The organism is Neobacillus niacini, assembly GCF_030817695.1.
GTDB classification, from domain to species: Bacteria; Bacillota; Bacilli; order Bacillales; family Cytobacillaceae; genus Neobacillus; species Neobacillus niacini_F.
In genome coordinates, this window is record NZ_JAUSZQ010000002.1 from 2,992,651 (window position 1) to 3,013,302 (window position 20,652).

At 37.9% G+C, this 20,652-nt stretch carries 16 protein-coding genes; 2 read left to right on the forward strand and 14 right to left on the reverse strand.

Going from position 1 to position 20,652, the window contains the following annotated elements:
* Positions 1–306: 306 nt before the first annotated feature.
* From QFZ28_RS15380 to QFZ28_RS15400, 5 genes are all read right to left on the reverse strand, one after another.
* Complete coding sequence (locus tag QFZ28_RS15380; RefSeq protein WP_307195441.1) at positions 307–1,332, reverse strand: McrC family protein; 1,026 nt, start codon at positions 1,330–1,332, stop codon at positions 307–309.
* Between the two features lies 1 nt (position 1,333).
* The gene (locus QFZ28_RS15385) at positions 1,334–3,895 is read right to left on the reverse strand and encodes an AAA family ATPase (protein WP_307195442.1); all 2,562 of its coding nucleotides are present in this window, start codon (positions 3,893–3,895) and stop codon (positions 1,334–1,336) included.
* Between the two features lie 295 nt (positions 3,896–4,190).
* Positions 4,191–4,598: a hypothetical protein gene (locus QFZ28_RS15390; protein ID WP_307195443.1), complete on the reverse strand. Its 408-nt coding sequence runs from the start codon at positions 4,596–4,598 to the stop codon at positions 4,191–4,193.
* Positions 4,599–4,783: 185 nt separating this feature from the next.
* The gene (locus tag QFZ28_RS15395; protein ID WP_307195444.1) at positions 4,784–5,017 is read right to left on the reverse strand and encodes a hypothetical protein; all 234 of its coding nucleotides are present in this window, start codon (positions 5,015–5,017) and stop codon (positions 4,784–4,786) included.
* Positions 5,014–5,160, reverse strand: a complete 147-nt coding sequence (locus tag QFZ28_RS15400; protein WP_307195445.1) for a hypothetical protein — start codon at positions 5,158–5,160, stop codon at positions 5,014–5,016. Before QFZ28_RS15400 ends, QFZ28_RS15395 begins: the two co-directional genes overlap by 4 nt.
* A 283-nt stretch (positions 5,161–5,443) precedes the next feature.
* Here QFZ28_RS15400 and QFZ28_RS15405 point away from each other — a divergent pair, with 283 nt between their 5' ends.
* On the forward strand, positions 5,444–10,264 hold the full coding sequence (locus QFZ28_RS15405) for an AAA domain-containing protein (protein WP_307195446.1): 4,821 nt from the start codon (positions 5,444–5,446) through the stop codon (positions 10,262–10,264).
* 496 nt (positions 10,265–10,760) lie between these two features.
* Here QFZ28_RS15405 and QFZ28_RS15410 read toward each other — a convergent pair whose 3' ends face one another.
* From QFZ28_RS15410 to lpdA, 8 genes are all read right to left on the reverse strand, one after another.
* Positions 10,761–10,904, reverse strand: a complete 144-nt coding sequence (locus tag QFZ28_RS15410) for a hypothetical protein (RefSeq protein WP_307195447.1) — start codon at positions 10,902–10,904, stop codon at positions 10,761–10,763.
* Between the two features lie 158 nt (positions 10,905–11,062).
* Entirely contained in the window at positions 11,063–11,497 is a 435-nt protein-coding gene (locus QFZ28_RS15415; RefSeq protein ID WP_307195448.1) for a hypothetical protein, read from the reverse strand.
* Positions 11,498–12,343, reverse strand: coding sequence for a hypothetical protein (locus tag QFZ28_RS15420; RefSeq protein WP_307195449.1), 846 nt, complete (start codon positions 12,341–12,343; stop codon positions 11,498–11,500). It abuts the gene before it with no gap.
* Positions 12,344–12,863: 520 nt separating this feature from the next.
* Positions 12,864–13,091 (reverse strand): hypothetical protein, encoded by a 228-nt coding sequence (locus tag QFZ28_RS15425; RefSeq protein ID WP_307195450.1) that lies wholly within the window; start codon positions 13,089–13,091, stop codon positions 12,864–12,866.
* 237 nt (positions 13,092–13,328) lie between these two features.
* Positions 13,329–14,618: a dihydrolipoamide acetyltransferase family protein gene (locus tag QFZ28_RS15430; RefSeq protein WP_307195451.1), complete on the reverse strand. Its 1,290-nt coding sequence runs from the start codon at positions 14,616–14,618 to the stop codon at positions 13,329–13,331.
* Positions 14,619–14,636: 18 nt separating this feature from the next.
* A complete protein-coding gene (locus QFZ28_RS15435; protein ID WP_307195452.1) occupies positions 14,637–15,623 on the reverse strand; it encodes an alpha-ketoacid dehydrogenase subunit beta in 987 nt (328 codons plus the stop codon).
* Between the two features lie 3 nt (positions 15,624–15,626).
* Positions 15,627–16,652, reverse strand: a complete 1,026-nt coding sequence (locus tag QFZ28_RS15440) for a thiamine pyrophosphate-dependent dehydrogenase E1 component subunit alpha (protein WP_307195453.1) — start codon at positions 16,650–16,652, stop codon at positions 15,627–15,629.
* 77 nt (positions 16,653–16,729) lie between these two features.
* Positions 16,730–18,154, reverse strand: a complete 1,425-nt coding sequence (lpdA, locus tag QFZ28_RS15445) for a dihydrolipoyl dehydrogenase (protein WP_307195454.1) — start codon at positions 18,152–18,154, stop codon at positions 16,730–16,732.
* Positions 18,155–18,318: 164 nt separating this feature from the next.
* On the opposite strand from lpdA, the gene QFZ28_RS15450 reads away from it, so the two are divergent.
* Positions 18,319–19,224 carry a LysR family transcriptional regulator gene (locus QFZ28_RS15450; RefSeq protein WP_307195455.1) on the forward strand — a complete coding sequence of 302 codons (906 nt, stop codon included), beginning with the start codon at positions 18,319–18,321 and terminating at the stop codon, positions 19,222–19,224.
* Positions 19,225–19,360: 136 nt separating this feature from the next.
* On the opposite strand, the gene QFZ28_RS15455 is transcribed toward QFZ28_RS15450, so the two are convergent.
* Positions 19,361–20,647, reverse strand: a complete 1,287-nt coding sequence (locus QFZ28_RS15455) for a TRAP transporter large permease (protein ID WP_307195456.1) — start codon at positions 20,645–20,647, stop codon at positions 19,361–19,363.
* Positions 20,648–20,652 lie beyond the last annotated feature (5 nt).

Consider the following 20,652-nt stretch of genomic DNA (forward strand, 5'->3'; position numbering starts at 1 on the left):
ACTCTTCTATTATATCATATTCCTTTCGTTTATAAGAACGTACATTCTTATTTTTATCTTTTAATTCCATTCGTGGGAATTACAAAATGAGGAAAAGATTAAGAAAATAATGAATGCCACACAAAAGAATTTTATTGAGTAACATAATCTGAATGTCTTTAATGATCTACTCTATAACAGCTAATACGAATTTTGGAGATTGTCTCGCATTTTTCTCTTAAAAATACTAAGCCTCGTAGAGTTTTCTTTTCCACGAAGCTTTCAACTTCTAATCGAAGAAGAGACTGCCGATTTATCTACATTCATTTAACCTAGACAAGAAATCAATTTCCGATAAATTGCTTTCCATGAATCATTTAAATTCAAGGTCATTACCTGAAGTGTCAGCCGCTCATCCCAACGAAAGGTCTCATCCACTTCAACCCCATTATACGGATAGATCAATATACCTCTAAGTTTCGTCGCTTTTGGCTGGTGCATCAGGTATGTAAACAACTGATACAAATTATGACTATGAAAAGTGGACTTTCCATAGTGTTCTTGAAAAATATTCTTATAAAACTTCGCATCAATGATTATTTTTTGCGGTATGCTTTTGTGCGTTAATGATACGTCCGTTTTCATCGATGGCAGGAAGAATTGATTCCCTTCCAGCTTCCACTGCATGATTTCCGATGATACCCGGTAATCATACTGCTCTTTCCGATAAAAATGAAACAGGAATTTTTCAAAGATTTGATTGAGTGAGCTTTCATCGAGTTCAGCTGTAAATAAGCTCCAATTTCCTTGTTTATGAGATAGCAACGTAAGTTCATGCAATAATCGAGCGATATGAACCATCCGTTTATAATGGACATTGTGTCTACCGAAGTATATTTTTAAAAAGATTTCCTTCGATAGAGGCGGCATGTCAACCTCTGGCAAGTAATCAAGATAACTGAAACTGCGTTTTCTCGTTTCCTCTTTTACAAATCGGTTGACACTAATCGCTCTCAGTGTACTTTTCATAATTTGATTCAATACTATATTCGTGGAATAGTGGTCTTTTTCGCAGACAACAATCGGCTGTCTGCCAACAATGTAAGGCATGGAATCATTCATCATCACCCGGCCGCCTAAATGACTGGTAGATTCCTTCACCACTACATAATCCCTCACAAAACCGCGGCGATATAAAGCCCCGACTTCCTGTAGAAATTGCTTTGCAATAAAATCATACGTAATCAAGTCCTCATCTACATCATTTAAACTCTTAACTAGCTCAGGCATTTCATTCATATAGCTAAGTAAACAAAACAAGTTACGGATTGGAACTTTAAATAAAGCTTCCATATTAGATTCCCTCAACTAGCAATTCTACCACTTCAGGACGGTCAAAGAAGTATTCTTCTATCAAAGGTTTGATTTCAAAGTTCATAATCCCTTCATACCATGCAATTTCATCCATGTTCTCAGGCTTCATCGTGAAAAAGGAATGACCGATTTCATACCCTTTTCCTAACTGAAAGTCGCTGCCAATTTCGGAATTCATTTTTTCAACCGCAAACAAAATACGATTAATCATTTGCAGGGAGACACCAGAATCCTGAAGAGTTCTTCGCCATTTTTCATTAAAGGCCGGTTCCAGTGTCACAAAGGCAAATCGCCGGCGGAGTGCTACCTCCAGCTGTGCTAAGGAACGGTCAGCAGTATTCATTGTACCGATTAAATACACATTACTAGGCACGGTAAATTGTTCTTTAGAATAGCCCATCGTAACAAATTCATCCCGTTTATCCCGCTCAATGAGCATAAATAGCTCACCAAAAATCTTAGATAAGTTCCCTCGATTAATCTCATCAATGATGAAATAATAATCCTTTTCGGGATTTTGTATAGCCCTCTTACAAAAATCATAGAAAATACCAAATTGCAGTGAAAAACCATGCTTATCCGGACGATATCCCATTACAAAATCTTCGTAGGCATAATTTTGATGGAATTGAACCATTTCGACTCGACTTGTATCTTTTACACCCATTAGTGCATAAGACAATCGTTTTGATACAAACGTTTTCCCCACTCCCGGAGGCCCTTGTAAAATGAGATTTTTCTTATACTTTAGTAGGTTTGCAATCGTATCGTATTGTTTTCCGTCAATAAATACTTCATTTAAAAAATCATCCTTCGTATAGCTATCCAATTGTTCTATGTTCTCTGTATACGTCGCAGCAATCGCGTCTTTAAGATTTGGTTTTAGGCGCCAAATAAAATGTGGCGTATCCTCATAATCACCATCAAATAATATGCACCAATACGTTGGGTTCCCATCACTTCCAATTGAAGGAACTAAGTTAAGTTTTTCAAGGATTCGCTTAGCTAGATGAACAACAGGAGCATTAAAGGAGGAATAATGCTTGCCAAGTTCTGCTGCTAATTGAGTGGCGGATGCCTTACCACCTAGTTCGTACATTTTATACAGATAGGCAAAATCACTTTCTTTGAAAACTTCATGATCTTGCAAAAGCTCCATCCATGTCTCCGTACTAATATCTATATCCTGATGATATGGTTCCTTATCTTCATAGACCGTATTAGATGATTGAACTTTGTACTCATTCAGCACTTCCGTCATTTTTTGCTCAAAATAATCATAAGAAAATGACTCGATATTGGAGGTGATGGTAATGTCCGATTGAGCACTGTTTGGATGTTGATCCCCATGATACAATCCATATTGAATACGATTTTCGTTGACGGATACATAGAATTGTGGCGCCGTTTGATGACTCGTATACTCTTTTTCATAAACAGCAAGCCAGCATTCGGAATTACCTAGGTTTCGGTTCCAATTAAAGCCGTTCAACACTTTATTCTCAACAAAATCCATTTCTTTAAACTCATCCATTTGACGAATGGCAGCATGAATTTTCCGTTGCTCCTCCTGGACTTTTTGCTTCTTATCGGCATAATACAATTGAAAAAGAATCGTAAAATTATTCCATGCATGTAGAATATTCGTTTCATATCGTACCTTTACTTGATCTTTCATTTCTTCCAAATCAAAGACACTCGCCGAACCGGTTTCAATCATTTTATCAACAACCATATATTTAATCAGATTAATTTTCTCACTGTTCCGATACTGCTCCCGCAATGCATATAGCTGTTCGCGATCAAGTTCTGCTATAGCTTTCAACATCAGCTCAGGTTCTTGCATATAGCGGCTCAATTCAACAGCCATTCCATACAAATATTCAACTGCACTTTCAACGATAATTTGCTGGTATTGTGTGCTGCAGAAAAAGAAGTCCTGGATATCAAGCATCGTTAAATCAGGATACGTTGGTTGTAGATGTTTAAGGGCAATATCACACATATACAAATACGTTTCATAATTGGTGCCAACTGTACCTAGTTTTAACTCAATTCCAAATGATTTTTTTAAGTCCGTAAAAACCTCTTGCTTATAGAGTGGATATTTTTTGTAATCAAGTGCGGCTAATAAATAACCAAACAACGGTGCTCCCAAAGAAATCGATGAAAGGAAATCCTTCCCGCGTTGTCTAAACCCTTCAATCCTTTCTTCAACCGGTATAGTGGAATAAAATAACTGATTCAATAACTCCGCTACTTCCATAGGTCGTGACTCAGCATACTTCACCAAGTCTCCAGTATTACTCCAATGAACAAAACTGCCAGCAGAGGGATTCTCCTTTTGGATTTTCTTTACGATTTCAACGATAGTATGTTCATTGATTTCCTGCCCTCGCAAATAATCATTTAACCGGGATAGAATATCTAGTTTATAAGCTTCATCATATGTTTCCGTTTCTTTAAATGCTAAGTATCTTCTAAATGAAATGTCTATGTATGAATCTTTTAACATGTTTTTTTGTAAAACTTCGTAACTCATTCTCTCACCTCTACTACAATTGTATTAATTATTAATCCCATAAGCAAAAAAACAAAAAGATAGTATACAAATTAATGACTATTCTAGTAGTCGTGGATGATTACCTGTCTCTTTGACATCCATCCAATCAAAAAAAACTTGTAGAAAATCACCTTGACTCTTTTGGTTAGGATAGCTTGCTTACATAGGTATAACAATCGCAATCGTAATCCTATTGCCCTACTTATTGACAATATAAATAGAGTAGACCCTTACCCGTCTACTCTCTTTAGTAAAAAATAAATAATAGTATTTTTCAAAAAGCAACATTTAGTCTGTTGGTTAATAGATCGGTGAATTTCCTTTTCAAAAATTCATTTTTGAAAATTTCATCATCCGTAAGTTTTAAGAACTCACTTTTTGTCAGCCCGATATCAACTTCCAATAATTCTATTCCTAAATCCTCTTCATACGTTGCTACGATAAAACTTGCAGCCTCTTTTGGAGAACCAAATACGTTTACTGTTAGGGAAACGCCAGTAAGGTCCTTCCAATTAAATCCTATTGTCCATTTCTTTAGTTTTTCTAAACAGGATTCGTTATCATTGTCCCAAACATGATCTAGACCATAAAAGAATTCTTCCATTTTTGTAAGCAGATCAACTTTATCTCGATAATCCTCTTTGTATTCTGCTATTAAACCGCCGATATTCAGAAATAGCATATTTACTTTGTTTCATAGGTCCTCCTGTATGACGATGTCGTCACAAGCATTTATATCAAAAATACCTATAATCTACCAAAAGCAATAAATACCCCCGAACATTTATGAAGTGGAATGATAACTACGTAAAATGTTAAGTTTATGTTTGGTTGTACTATTATATATGTTCTATGTTTTAAGAAAATTTATATTTGGCTGAGTGCACAGATTGCACCTGCTGGATATTCGATAATAGCATAACTTCCACGCCCCTCACCTTGACGCTCGGAAAGAACTTTACCGCTAAGATTACGACATTCTTCCAGACTTGCTTTTAAATCCTTTACTCCAAAATAAACGAGCCACACCGGTGGAAGCTCACTAAGACTTCCTCCTCTTTGACAAATACCCGCCACGGGTTGACCATCGGCAGTGTTCATAAAATAGTCGGTGTAATCTCCTCGTTTGTATGTTCCCATCCGATGACTTTCATGTAAAAATCACGTACTGCCTCTGAATGATGAACCGTTACATCAGCCGAAAGAATTGTACCGGGGCGAATAGAATTTTGATATTCTTTCATTAGTAATCCTCCTTGTATTAGATAAATACTATTATAATTTTGAACACTTCTCATTGTGTAAAACCGATATACTAGTTCTAAGTGATTCTCAGACCACGGTTCTGATGACTTTGAAAATGACATGAACCGTTTATGGGTCTGGGACACTAAACTATAATCGAACCATGAGAACCGTCCCTGAGGCACAGCACACCTTCTAAAGTCCCAGCCTATAGTGATATAATTAATTGTCGTAACATAGAATAACTGGTAATGATAATTTGTTGTTGGGGGATGAATTTTCTTGGACTCTGCTACTTTAAATAAGGATCGGACAGTTAGGCTCTTTCATTATTTAAAAGAACTATCGTTAATGAAGGCACCTTTAATACTTGATTTACAGCAATATGAAAATACCTTTTGGATTGCAGATATTCCAGATGAACCTGAGTGTTTATCACCAATTAATAACAAAGGAGTAAAGGATACATGGGTACAAGTAAAAAAGCCAACCTTCCCTGTATTTCCTAGACCTCCTGAATCACTATCAATTTGGCTAGATACCACAACTAAAGCTGACGATACAAAAATGGAACCAAAACTAAAAGAAATGATTCCCAATCCTAATTATCAGGAAGAAGGACCAGATGAGGAAAAGATTCTTTACCTTAAAGATTATCCTGAAATTACTACCAGCTTTGATTATTACAAAAAGGGCAAATGGGAGCCTTGGCAAAATGAAGTTCTTCGTGTACAAAGGATACAAGATATTTACGAAAAGTTATTTACAACTTATCAAAAGCAAAAGAAACTAGGTGAACAATTCGAGTTAATAATCGGAATAGGTCTGTTGAATTGGGAGACGGCCAACTCACATAAAGTGCATCGCCATCTTTTAACCATACCTTGTGCATTCGAATTTGATTCCAATAATGGTGTGATTCGTGTTATACCTTCAGCAGAAGGTATTAAACCAGAAATCGAGCAAGATATGCTGGAGCTGGAAGATCGACTAGACAACAAAGCGATGGAACCTATTAAAGAAAAAATGAGTACTCTGCATGAAGAATTATGGAACAAAGATTTATTAGACTCTATTTTACGTTCCTTTGTCCAATCGGTATCAGCAAACGGTCATTATGCTGAAGACGTAAGACAAAGTATTCGAAATTCATCAAAAGACCCTGCTGTTTCTTTTAGTCCAGCTCTTATTTTAAGAAAGAGAAATGAGAAAGGGTTCCAACAGGCATGTAACACCATAATCGAAAATACAAGTAATGAGTCAATGGATATTCCACTTGGAATTATTCGTATTTTCAACGAAATTGATGATTACGATAAAAGTGGATTCAATTCTTCCAATCAAAATGTTGATGTAAAAGATACTGAAATCTATTTCCCTCTAGAAGCTAATGAAGAGCAGCAAAGGATTATTGCAAACTTAGAAACACGGAATGGCGTACTTGTCCAGGGACCACCTGGTACTGGTAAAAGTCATACCATTGCCAACCTAACATCCCATCTTTTAGCAACAGGGAAGCGTGTACTGATTACAAGCCAGACACCTCGGGCATTAAAGGTTTTAAAAGATAAGGTTCCTTCTGAATTACAGGCCTTGTGTGTGAGTTTATTAGGATCTGATTCAAAATCCTATAAAGATTTAGAAAGTGTTGTTCAAGTTATCTCCAATAAAAGAGATTCCTGGAACCCTGATATTACGACCAAAAAGATCAATGATCTTGCAGCAGATTTAAAAACGAGGAAAGAAAGAGATGCATTTCTAAAGCAGCAGCTTAGATCCATTCGTGAAAAAGAAACTTATGAACATAATTTACTCGATGGTAAATATAAAGGGACAGCCCAAACCATTGCAAATAACCTGAATAAAGAAAAGACGAAGTACAATTGGATAAGGGATAGGATTGAAATGGATACTCCCCTTCCCTTAACAAATTCGGAGGCATTGGAGCTTGTATCATTATTGGGAGAGCTGGATAAGGATATCCAAGAACAAATTCAATTATCTTTACCTCCTTCTGACCTTTTAATTGAAGCTAATGCCTTTAAGCACCTTATAGAGCAAGAAATTAATATAAAAGAACAATTACAACAGTTTGATGAAAATATTAAAGTGGGACTAGATTATCTTTTACAAATCCCTGCTGCTAATCGTCTCATTTTACAAAACAATCTATTGGATATCCGTAAAGCCATTTTAACCGTTGAAAGCCTTAATGAAAATTGGGTGGACCAAGCAAAAAAGGATCTGCTCAGTAGTAAATTTCGTCCTTGGGAAGAATTTTACCAGCAAGTCATGAATTACATTGATTCAATCAGAGACCTTGCTAAAATGCATAATCTTGTTGAAATCAGCGGCCAAGGCAGTGTTTCATTAACACAATTGCAATCGGATGTAACTTTGCTAAAGCAACACTTAGAAAGTGGCAATGGACTTGGCGTGCCATTAATGCGTCCAAAGATTGTAAAGGATGCTTGGTATATTATTAAAGAAGTAAGAATTGATGGCCGAAAATGTGATCAACTTGAAGCAATTACAACGTTAGAAGAAGCCGTTAGGGTAGATTCTACGATCAAAAAAGTGGAACAGATGATCTCTGAACAGCTCCACGTACAACCCGAAGCAAAGTCTTCTCGTTCCATGAAAATTGCCCAATTGTTAAATATTCTGGATTCATTCACTCTTCTTTTTACAATTAAGGAGCAAATCGATAAGATCTCAGAAAACGAACTAGTTAGAACAGCAGTTCCAATCAATACATTGGATGCTGAAAATGCGGGGTTACTAATTAGCAAACTGGATTATTTATCAGTAAAGGAACATTTATCAGAAATTGAACATTCTTTCATGAAGTTGATAAATACTATCGAAGGTTCAATTGATATAAATTCTTCACATCCTATTGTACCTTCTCTAATTGAAGCCATTAAGACTAGGGATTTTAATAGTTATGTTTCTGCTGTAGCTGTAATCGCTGAATTAGATAAATACTCTCGTAAATTGGTACAGTGTGAAACATATATGCAAAAGTTGAAAAAAGGAATGCCGAAATTATACTCTCAACTTTTACACCAATTTGATTATCAGAAAAGTGTTGAGAGATTTAAACACTTCGAAGAAGCGTTTAAATGGGCAAAAGCTGATACTTGGTTTCAAGATTTTTCAAAGACGAGCGAAGTGAAACTGAAAAATGAATTAGAAGAAAATAATCGATTAATGAAGCGAATGATTGCTGAACTTGGTGCATTAAAAGCCTGGTATTCAACTTTATCTAATATGTCAGAAGGTCAGCGGCAACACTTGCTTGCCTGGACGACATCAATGAGAAAGGTAGGAAAAGGAACCGGAAAGAATGCTCCTATTCACTTGCGAGATGCACAATATCATATGTCGTATTGCCGCGATGCTATTCCAGCTTGGATTATGCCGCTGTATCGGATATTTGAAACATTCGAAATTAAGCCCAACCTTTTTGATGTGGTAATCATAGATGAGGCAAGTCAATCTGGACCTGAAGCCGTCATTCTTCAGTATATTGCCAAAAAACTTATTGTTGTTGGTGATGATAAGCAGATTAGTCCTGAATATGTGGGAATAAAGAGAGAAGAAATTCAATTTTTGCGAAAGCAATATTTATATGACTTTAAGCTTGCAGATTTATTAGATATTGAAAACTCATTCTTCGATTTAGCCAATGTGTTATTTGGCGGTCGAATCACGCTACGTGAACATTTCCGCTGCATGCCAGAGATCATACAGTTTTCTAACCGAATCAGCTATACACATACACCATTAATTCCATTAAGGGAATATCCACCCAATCGTTTAGAACCAATCAAAACTAGACATATTCCAACTGGTTATCGTGAGGGCTCAGGTCAAAAAGTTTTTAATAGGCCCGAGGCAGATGCGGTAGTAGCAGAAATTAAAGCTTGTATTGAGAATCCACTTTATAGGGGTAAATCGATGGGTGTCATCAGCCTTCAAAATGAAGGACAGGCACAGCTAATCGAGCACAAACTATTACAAGTTGTCGGACCTGAAGAAATGGAAAAGCGAAATCTCATTTGCGGCGACGCCTATGCATTTCAAGGTGACGAAAGAGATATTATGTTTTTAAGCATGGTTGCGGCTCCGGGAGAAACAGCCCTTAGGGCCCTTACTACCGAAAAAGACAAGCGCCGTTATAATGTAGCCGTTAGCCGAGCTAAAGACCAACTATGGCTCTTCCATACGCCTACTGTAAATGATCTTAGAAATAAGGAAGACATGCGTTATCAACTGATTTCTTATTGCGAGAATCCTATGAAGGAAATCCATTCAACAAATCGTGAAAAATGTGAAAGCGACTTTGAACGCAGTGTATATGATCAAATTGCTGCCAAGGGATATCGAATAATTCCTCAATTTGAAGTAGCAGGCTATCGAATAGATTTAGTAGTTGAAGGAGAAAAAGGCCGAATTGCTGTAGAATGTGATGGCGATCAATGGCATGGTCCCGACCGATATGATTACGATATGAATCGCCAGCGGATATTGGAAAGATGCGGATGGAAATTTTGGAGAGTCCGCGGCAGTGAATATTATTACAACCCTGAAAAAGCACTTGAATCTCTATGGGAAACGCTTAAACAATATCAAATTGAACCAGTAGGAACTTTGGACCTTAAGAGACAGTCTAAATCGATGACTATTTCTCTAACAAGAAAAAAGGAATCCGATGATGATGATGCTGGAGTAAAAGCTGATTCTTACCTGCATGCAATGGAATCACATCGACCTATAACTCCACCTACACGTGAAGAAAAATTGATTCAGTCTACTATATCAACTAAAGAGATAACTCCCCTGCCTGACAGGAATATGGAATTCGAGCAGAAACAGGTAAACATTGCGGTAGTAGGTTTGAAAACTTATTTAGAGAACCTTGGATATGAAGTTATTGATATGAGAAAAAAAAGTGGAGCATTTTGGCTATTAGGAGAAAAAGAACTAACTGAGTTCATTTCAAAACTAAGGGAACAAAATATTCATTTCACATTTGCACCAAATGGAAGTAAAGCAACAAACCGCAGACCAGGTTGGTATACAACTTTCCAAGGATAATAATAAAGGGCATGCCAATGGTATGCCCTTTTTCATTTATATTTACTATTCAGGTTGAAAAAGGATATAATGTTGCAACTCAACTATTAATAAGCTGTGTTCCATATTCCCTAAAACATTAACAATAAGTGTCAATCGCCTTCCCAATAATTAGATGATGTCTAGCTCTTTGTATATTAAATTACTTTTTCTGTTGAGGGATTATATTCTACATATAAATTCCCTTTTACAACTTTGTCAAGATGCCACCACCACTGTTCTAATGGGATGGAGTAATAGTAATATAAATATATTTCTGGAACAAGACCTTTCATGGCATAATGCCAAGATTGTTATGCCTCGCAAACATTTATGGATATTACTATATATATGTTCTAAATGGAGGCTATATATCCATTGAGAACGCAAAACGAACAGAGCTTTTTGCGAATCACGTTAGGGAATACCGCCCTAATTCGCAGAATGGAAACATCCGTCTTTAAAAGACTTTTGACTCTTACAAAACATCAACACTTTCGCCGCAATGCCATGTCTTCCACCCATAGATGAAATTCACTGCATAGGATACCATTCGATACTCTAGACTGGCATTTGTTAATAAGTAATTTTCATAATTGGATAGAAGTTTCTCAGCAAGCAATTATCGACATAACCAAATTTAAATGCGTTCCATATAAATTAAATAAGTTCAATTTTTACATTTTATATTTTAATGATTGTTTCTTCCTTAATCTTAATTGGTAGACGGAAACAGTCCGCTCGCAAAGTAAAAAAACAATAAATCGCTCCAAAATATCTTTACCAAGGGGTTCCGATCAGTACAAATAAGAGCCAAGCAAGCCCAGGACCAAGAGCGATAAAGCCTCCAGCAACATACAAAAGCTTCTTGAAAAACTCACGCTCATTCACACCTTGCACATTAGCGAGTATTAACGCTCCGGTTGTTGAAAATGGGCTTATGTTAACAACGCTGGCAGAAATAGCTATCGCTGAGACTACACCAGTGTTTGAAATAGTAGGATCCTGCAAAATAGGAACTGTTAACGGGATAACAGCTGTCAACAAACCTGTCGTTGAAGCAAAAGCAGAAATAATTCCTCCAACGTATGAGGATGCAAGAGATGCTAATAAAGGATTATCCATACTGGCTATAAGCTTTGTCATATAGTCCATAGCACCCACCTTGCCCATCACTCCCACGTAAGTCATAATCCCTGTGATCATAATAATCACCTACCATGGCATTTGCTTTAGGACATTTACCTGCTCTTTAGGAGCCATCAATGCTAGCACTAAGCCTACCGTGAATGCCCCAAACCCCATATTTATATCGAATACAAGATTCATTGTAACGAGGAGGCCTATACCAATAAGCGTGGCTCCTTTAAATGGTGTAAGCTCATTTATGTCTTTATCATATGTAATCTTCGAACTGTATTCATTTGTAGAAGCTAAAAGTAAATGTGGACTGTTGTTTAGTGAGCGAATCCCACCAAAAAATATGAATATAATCATTGAAATTAATAGGTAAAATATAAAGCAATTTACTAAGAGCAGTACCGGTGAATGGGTAATACCTTCCGACTTCATGACACCGCTTACAACTAACCCAAAAAGATTCAGAGGAGAGAAAGAACCTGCATACATGCCAGTAGAAATAAATAACGACATTAATATAGGGTTGATTTGATATTGAAAAGCTAACCTCAATGCAATAGGAAAAAGGATTGGGGCAACGGAAATTGCTGAAACCCCAACACTCGTTAGTAATGTACACACCATAAATAAGACCCCTGGCAGCAGAACAACTTTTCCTTTTACTAGACGTATTCCTCCAGAAATAATTAAATCAAGAGTACCGTTATTCTGAGCAATAGCAAACAAGTAAGTAACTCCTGCGAGAAGTATGAACATGTCAACTGGAAAGACATTATAAATTTCTTCAACACTTAAACCGTTAATTAAGGAACCCACGCCAAAAGCAGCTACGAAACCTAAAATGCCTATGTTGACCGATATGACTGAACCAGTAATGAACATAATTAAAAGTACAATAATTGCGATCAGTTCTAAACTCACATGATATCCCCCCTATGTTTTGAATATTTTTTATCGATGCTTGGTAATTTATGAACTCACCCATTTGGTATTGTTATCTTTCCATTCTAATGGAAAAAAGATATTCAAAACAATAAGAATTTGAATATTCAGACGGGATTTCTAAAAATACTTGCAGTAATAATATCGAAAAACCCTTTGTAAGGCATTTGAAACCTTAAAAGATTTTTTAAAATGGCCATGCAGTAGATGCTAACTTTTGCTGCAAAAGGGCTTGGGTAATTTCAGAAATGACTTAAAGATTATAGTTCATAGAGTAAAGATCTAGTTACTAGGTTTCAGCAAAAAATAGATAATAGTTAATAAGGCATTGGGAATGAGGCCATTCCCAATGCCTTTTGTCTACCAATAATTTTATAGGTTTAATTAAAAATAGAGAGAGATTTATAAGTTAATTGTGGGAAGGTGGTTTTCTGTAGATTGCTAAAATTTGGGACTTACTATTGATAAAAGAGTACCATCTTGTAGTCTTCTATTAACGTTAGACTTGAACAGACACGACATCGATCTGCTTTTCAATAAGATTTTTAATCCGAGTAATAGTTTGTTCTTCACCATTTAAAATTATCTTGATAATAAATAATTGGGAGTTCTTCTCCTCCTTTACAATAATTTCTTTTAATTTTGCTCTGAACCTTGATATTAAACTTGTTATTCTAACTAAAACTACAACGTTATTTGTAGTTATAATTGTAATTTTTTTATTCACTTCTAATAACCTCCTCCTTAATTTGTCCTTCAAACAATAACTTTACTTATTTTTATAATTGCGCTAAAAAAATTATTAAACTCCCTCTTTGAATCACTTAAAAAAGTAATAGACTCCCCAAAAACTTCAAAAGGAGAGTCTATTGATTTTGAGAGCGCCTTCTCAATTATTTTAAGTCTTCAAATTATTATGGCATATACAATACCGGTTATGGTTTAACCTTTAACTGTTGCTTTTTTAAAAAAGCCTATTATCCGGTCCGTAGCTTTCCATTTTTTTCTTAACACTTTGCAGAAATCGTCCACATACAAGACCATCTAACACTCGGTGATCTAAAGATAGGCAAATGTTCATCATATCCCGAATAGCAATCATATTATCAATGACAATAGGTCGTTTGACGATTGCTTCAAAACTTAAAATCGCCACTTGTGGAATATTGATGATCGGTGTAGAGAGAATAGATCCAAAAGAGCCTGTATTATTAACCGTGAATGTTCCACCTGTCATATCCTCAAGCGTCAATTTGCCCTCTCTGGTCTTTTTGGCCAATTCATCAGCTGCTTTCGCTAGACCAAGAATGCTTTTCTGGTCGGCATCTTTGATCACAGGAACAAACAACGCATCGTCGGTCGCTACCGCAATCGAAATGTTGATCGCTTTTTTGATAATAATGTGGTCATCTGTCCATTGTGAATTCAAAATAGGAAATTCTTTTAGTGCTTCAACGACCGACCTGATAAAGAAAGGCAAATAGGTTAAATTCGTGCCTTCTTTTTTCATAAACTCCTCTTTCACTTCGTTTCGATAACGGACGAGATTAGTCACATCACACTCAACGATAATCGAGGCATGCGGAACTTCACTTTTGCTTTGCAGCATCCGGTTTGCAATTGTCTTGCGGACAGCAGTGTGTGGAATGATCTGATCCCCAGTATTGATGGGAATAGCAGATGATGAAACATCTGGTGATACAGGTGTCTTTTCGGCCTCTGTAACGTATTCTTTTGGACGAGACGGTGGTGCAGCCGGCACTTTTGCTTCTTGAACGATTGTAGCGGCAACTTGCCTCTTTCCTTCTATGATTTCCAAGATATCTTTACGTGTAATCCTACCCTCTGCTCCCGTTCCCTGGATCATGGCAGGATCTAAATTATGTTTTTGCACAAGGTTTAATACAGCGGGTGAAAACCTCATCTTACCTTCCCGTTGAACCGGAGCATCGACTTGTTTTTTTGGAATTTCTATGTGGGTTGCTGCGATCACATTTACCGGCGCCTCTTCCTCAGCGTCTAATTTCATATAACAAATCACAGCTCCGACAGAAACCGTTTCTCCTTCTGCGACTAGAATTTCAGAAATCGTTCCACTGAACGTGCATGGAACCTCAGCATTCACTTTGTCTGTTGTGACCTCACAAATAGATTCATATTTTTTGACTTGATCTCCCGCATTCACAAGCCACTTGGTGACGGTGCCTTCTGTTACACTTTCCCCAAGCTGGGGCATGATTACTTTTTCCGCCATATTTACCTCCTTATTCGGCTAATATTGGGCCAATTGTTTCATCGCCTCATACACTTTGTCTGGATTCAGCATAAAAAACTTTTCCATGACTCCGTTAAAAGGTCCAGCTGGAACATCTGGTGCACCAAGACGCTTAATTGGGGCATCCAATTCATACAAGCATTCCTCTGCGATAATGGCTGAAATCTCTCCTCCGATTCCTCCCTCTTTGTTATCCTCATGCACAACTAATACCTTCCCCGTTTTTCGAGCAGCTTCCACAATCGCTTCTTTATCAAGAGGATAAAGGGTACGAAGATCTAGGATGTGGGCACTGTATCCATCCTCTTTCTCTAATCTCTCTGCCGCTTGTAAAGCAAAATGTAAAGTGAGACCAAAAGAAATGACCGTAATATCAGTACCTTCACGTTTTACATCCGCTTTCCCAATAGGAACGACATATTCCGTATCAGGAACTTCTCCTTTAATAAGCCGATAACAACGCTTATGTTCCAAATATAGAACGGGGTCTTCATCTCGGATAGCCGATTTGAGCAATCCTTTTGCATCATAAGGAGTTGAAGGGGCAACCACTTTTAAGCCTGGAACATTACAGAACATGGCTTCAATACACTGAGAATGATAGGGACCTCCGTGAATTCCGCCCCCATAGGGAGCACGAATTACCATAGGGCAATTCCAATCTCCATTAGATCGATATCTCATTTTGGCAGCTTCACTCACAATTTGATTTACAGCAGGCATAATAAAATCTGCAAATTGCATCTCAGCTACAGGTCTTAACCCGTAAGCTGCCGCCCCCACCGCAACCCCAACGATTGCTGATTCAGCCAAAGGTGTATCTAATACTCTCGCTTCTCCAAACTGTTCATAAAGTCCTTGCGTTGTTTTAAACACGCCTCCCTTGAAACCAACATCTTCTCCGAGTATAAACACCTTTTGATCCCGAGACATTTCTTCGCGCAGCGACTGGTTAATAGCTTCAATGTACGTAATTATCGCCATTCTTTATTCCTCCCTAACTTCCGCATATACATGCCTCAGTGTATCTTCGGGCACTGGGGATGGGGCGTTTTCTGCGTATTCTGTCGCCTCCTCCACTTCCTTTGCAACCCACTCATTTATTTCCTTTTCCAGTTCGTCCGTTAATACCTCCACTTCTTTGAGATAGCGATTAAATAGAAGGATTGGATCTTTCTTCTTTTCTTCTTCAACTTCTCCCTTCGGACGATAACCGCGATCATCGTCATCAGAGGAATGAGGGGTAAAACGGAAACAAAGAGCCTCAATTAAAGTAGGACCATCTCCCCTTCTCGCTCTTTCTACAGCGTCTTTCACCACCCTATATACTTCTAGTGGATCACTTCCATCTACGCTTATACCTGGAAAACCATAGCCTAGAGCCCGATCAGCAATGCTCTTGCAAGCTACTTGCTTTGTATATGGAACCGAGATGGCGTAGTTATTATTTTCACAGAAGAAGATAACCGGAAGCTTGTGAACACCTGCAAAATTTGCTCCTTCATGAAAATCCCCCTGATTGCTGGATCCTTCTCCAAATGAGGTAAATACTACAAAATCCTTGTCTTCCATCCTTCCTGCAAGTGCCAGTCCAACGGCGTGAGGGACTTGAGTCGTAACTGGACTCGAGCCTGATAATATGCGATATTTTCTTCCGCCAAAATGCCCGGGCATCTGTCGTCCTCCGCTATTAGGATCCTCCGCCCTAGCAAATGAATTGAGAAGTAATTCCTTTGCAGTCATACCAAAGGGAATAACCACTCCAATATCTCTGTAATAAGGGCACAAATAATCTCTTTTGTTGTCTAAGGCATAGGCAGCGCCAACCTGAGCAGCTTCTTGACCCTGACAAGACAAAACAAAAGGAATCTTACCTGCTCGATTCAGAAGCCAGTTCCGTTCGTCTATTTTCCGTGCCAATAGCATATCACGGTACATCCCGAGAACTTGTTGGTCCGATAACCCTAAGGCCTGATGCCTATTATCTACTTGGCTTGCATATGTTTGATTCATGTATTATCCTCCTTTATGTTCCTAGTAATCTATCAATTCCATAGATATATGTTGATGATAGGTATCTAAATATCCCTTTAGGAATGTATTTGCATCCCATCTACAGCTTGAGCTGCTTCACCAAGGATCTCTGCCAGAGAGGGATGAGCATGAACCGTATGAGCGATTTCCCATGGCGTAGCATCGAGGACTTTTGCTAGGGCTCCTTCTGCAATCAAATCGGATACATGAGCTCCAATCATATGTATCCCCAATAAATCATGGGTGCTTTCATCCGTGATTATCTTTACAAACCCATCTTGTTCCCCGTTAATCAAAGCCTTCCCAATTGCTTTGAATGGAAAAACACCTGTTTTAAGGGTGTATCCTTTTTTCTTCGCCTCTTCTTCCGTCCAGCCGATACTAGCAATCTCGGGGCGACTATACGTGACCTTAGGTACCTTGCTATAATCCAGAGGATGGGGACTTAGTCCCGCCATGTGTTCCACTGCTATAATTCCTTCATGAGCGGCAACGTGGGCCAATTGAAGACCACCAATAACATCTCCTATAGCATAGATATGATTTTCAGCCGTTTGAAAATATTCATTTGTCTGGATCGCGTTGTTCTCTACTTTCACTTCCGTGTTTTCTAATCCAATATTCTCAACATTGGCGGTACGCCCCATAGATACGAGCATTTTTTCTGAATAGAAAGAGATCACTTCTCCGTTCTTATCCGCTTGAATAGAAACGGTTCCATCTTCCTTAAGCAAGGTTTCCGGCAATAGCTTAACCCCAGTATGAATTTTGATCTTTCTTTTTTTAAATAATCTAGTCATTTCCTTACTGATTTCCGCATCCTCTTGTGGCAAGATCCGATCGGCAAACTCAACGAGTTCTACCTGTACCCCTAAATCGTTTAATAAGGAAGCCCATTCGGCTCCGATCACTCCCGCGCCAATTACTAACATAGATTTAGGAAGAGATTCCAAGTCTAGAGCCTCTTCAGTTGTTAAGACATACTCTCCATCAATTTGCATTCCTGTAAGCATACGTGGTTTGGAACCGGTTGCAATTAATAAGTAATTAGGAACTAAGATCTCGGAACTACCATCCCCACGTGTAACAGATACTGAACCTGCTTGCGGAGAAAAGATCGAAGGTCCCATTACTCTGCCATCCCCCTGAAAGACCGTGATATTACCTTTTTTCATAAGATATTGAACGCCCTTGTACAGCTGATCGATAATTGTTTGTTTCCTCACCTGCATTTTAAGAAAATTGATGGATATACCAGAAACCTCAACACCAAATTCTAAACTTTTCGTAACAGTATGAAACACTTCAGCTGATCGAAGAAGGGCTTTACTTGGAATACATCCCCGGTGCAAACAAGTTCCACCTAGTTTATCCTTTTCGATAACAGCTACCTTTAGACCCAACTGACTTGCACGGATGGCAGCTACATAGCCGCCAGTACCTCCCCCGAGAACGACTAAGTCATACTCATTGGCATTCATGTTTTCCCCCCCAAACTTAAATGTTTATACTGTCACATCGCATTTCTTTTTCGAATCTTTCGATTTATCTAATTATTCTATTTATAACATTCCAATTCCATAGAGTCTAAGATATAATTTTGATTAAAGCTATATAAAAAATCTATAGTTAAGGGGTGATAGATTTGGAACCGAAAATCCTTCAGTACGTAATTATGCTGGCAAATGAAAAGAACTTTTCAAGGGCAGCTGAACAACTTCATGTAGCGCAACCTTCATTAAGTTATCAAATTATTAAACTTGAAAATCAACTCGGTACGCAATTATTCAATAGGGGTCACAGTGAGGTCCAACTAACCTATGCCGGAAAAGTATTTGTTGAACATGCATTAAAAATTATCGACCAATTTAACCAATTAAAAAAAGAAATTGATGATGTGACAGATTTGCATAGAGGTCAGCTTTTCATTGGAAGTTTGGCAACCACTGGCGCCTACCTATTGCCGAAAGCCATCCCTGTGTTTAAAAATAAATATCCCGGAATAGAACTTGTACTTCTTGAAGATTCTACTCAAAATCTAGAATTACTAGTTTCCCGAGGACAGGTTGAAATTGGTCTCCTATCCATGCCAGTAGCGACTAAGGAACTTGAAGTGGAAACCATCCTAGAAGACGAATATTTCCTTGCTGTCCCTCACACACATCCACTAGCCCAGTCTCAGGAGATTAATTTAATTGATTTTAAAAATGAGTCTTTCATTCTCTTAAAAAAAGGGAGAGCATTTAGAACAGAAACGGAGAATTTATGTAAAGAGGCTGGATTTGAACCAAGAGTGATATTTGAAAGTATTAATATAATGACTTGTCTATCTCTAGTTTCAACTGGAATTGGAATTGCCTTTGTTCCAGGAATGGTAATAAACAATACTACTTCTCACGAGCCCCTAGTTTATTTACGGATTAAACAGGTAAAGAAGCGCACAAGAAATGTTGTTTTTGCCTACAAGAATGGAAGATATCTCTCTAAAGCAGCACGTTCCTTTATCGACATTATGAAAACAGTTACCCTCTCCAATTTCGACTATTCATAAAATCAACAATTTATACTAAAACAGCTTTAATTAAAAATGTGGATAATCCCCAAGGAATGACATGGGATTATCCACATTTGAGTTTCGGTACATATCATTATTTTTGGGATTATTTTATCTCATGAATTACGCATTCTTAAAAGATCCCGGTTACTATCGAAGGGAAAATCCAAACAATAGCTAGGACAAGGACAGCAAATAATGCATACGGCAGAACGCTTTTCATTATTATTTCCAAGCGCTCCTCAGGAATAACAGACTTAATCGCAAACAAGTTCATCCCTACAGGTGGAGTAATTACGGCAAGTTCCATATTTAATACCATAATAATTCCAAACCAAATTGGATCGAAACCCAAAGCCATAGCAATAGGGAAGAAGATTGGTACAGTAATCAATATAATGGATACTACCTCTAAAAACATGCCCATGATAATCCAGATGATGTTCATAATGAGTAGTGCCACCCATGGACTTACAGAGAGTGCAATGAATGTTTCTGATAGGTAAGTAGGCAGACCTACCAATGTTAGTGCTGCACCAAAGACAAGGGCACCGACGACGATGCTCAGAAGCATAGATGTTGTTTTTACGGACTCTACAAAAACATGCCCAAGCTCAGTTATTTTTAAATTTTTATGAATAAAGACCGTTAGCACTATGGCATAGATAACCCCTACAGCAGCTGCTTCGGTAGGAGTATATATCCCTAAGTAAATTCCACCAAGAACGACAACGGGTAACAAGAGGTCTGGAAGAGCCTTAATGGTTTTACGTATACGATCACTTACCGAAACTAATGAATCAGAATCAACCTTTATTTTTCGAGGCGCTTTTATTGACGTCCAAATGATAAGAATGGAAGCCAATATTAATCCGGGAATAATACCCGCTATAAAAAGTTTTCCTGGTGATGTATTAGTTAAGGAGGCATAAAGAATGAGAGGGATACTCGGTGGAATAAGGATACCAAGAGATCCTCCGATAGCTGAAAGCCCATAAGTAAGCCCTTTAGAATAATTCTGTTTCCCCATCTCTGGGATAGCGATTTTTCCAATTGTCAACACAGATGTCATACTGGACCCTACAATAGCGGCGAAAAAGGTATAGGCTGTAACAGTAGCAACGCCCGTACCTCCGCGAATACGATGTAACCAGGAATTGATTACCCAAAAAATGCGCTCTCCGCTCTTTCCCTGATACAGAATCTCTCCCATTAGAATGTAAAGGGGGATAGCTAGAAAAATAAATTCGGATAAAGATTTATATAGGGTCATAGGCACTTGTATCATGAACTGATCGCCAACCGTAAAGAGAATAGTTAATAAGCCAGATAATCCTAGAGAAAAACCGATCGGTACGCCTAATAATAGACATGTAAACAGCGCGATTAATAATATGAGAATAGATGTCAAAGTTATCATTTCTA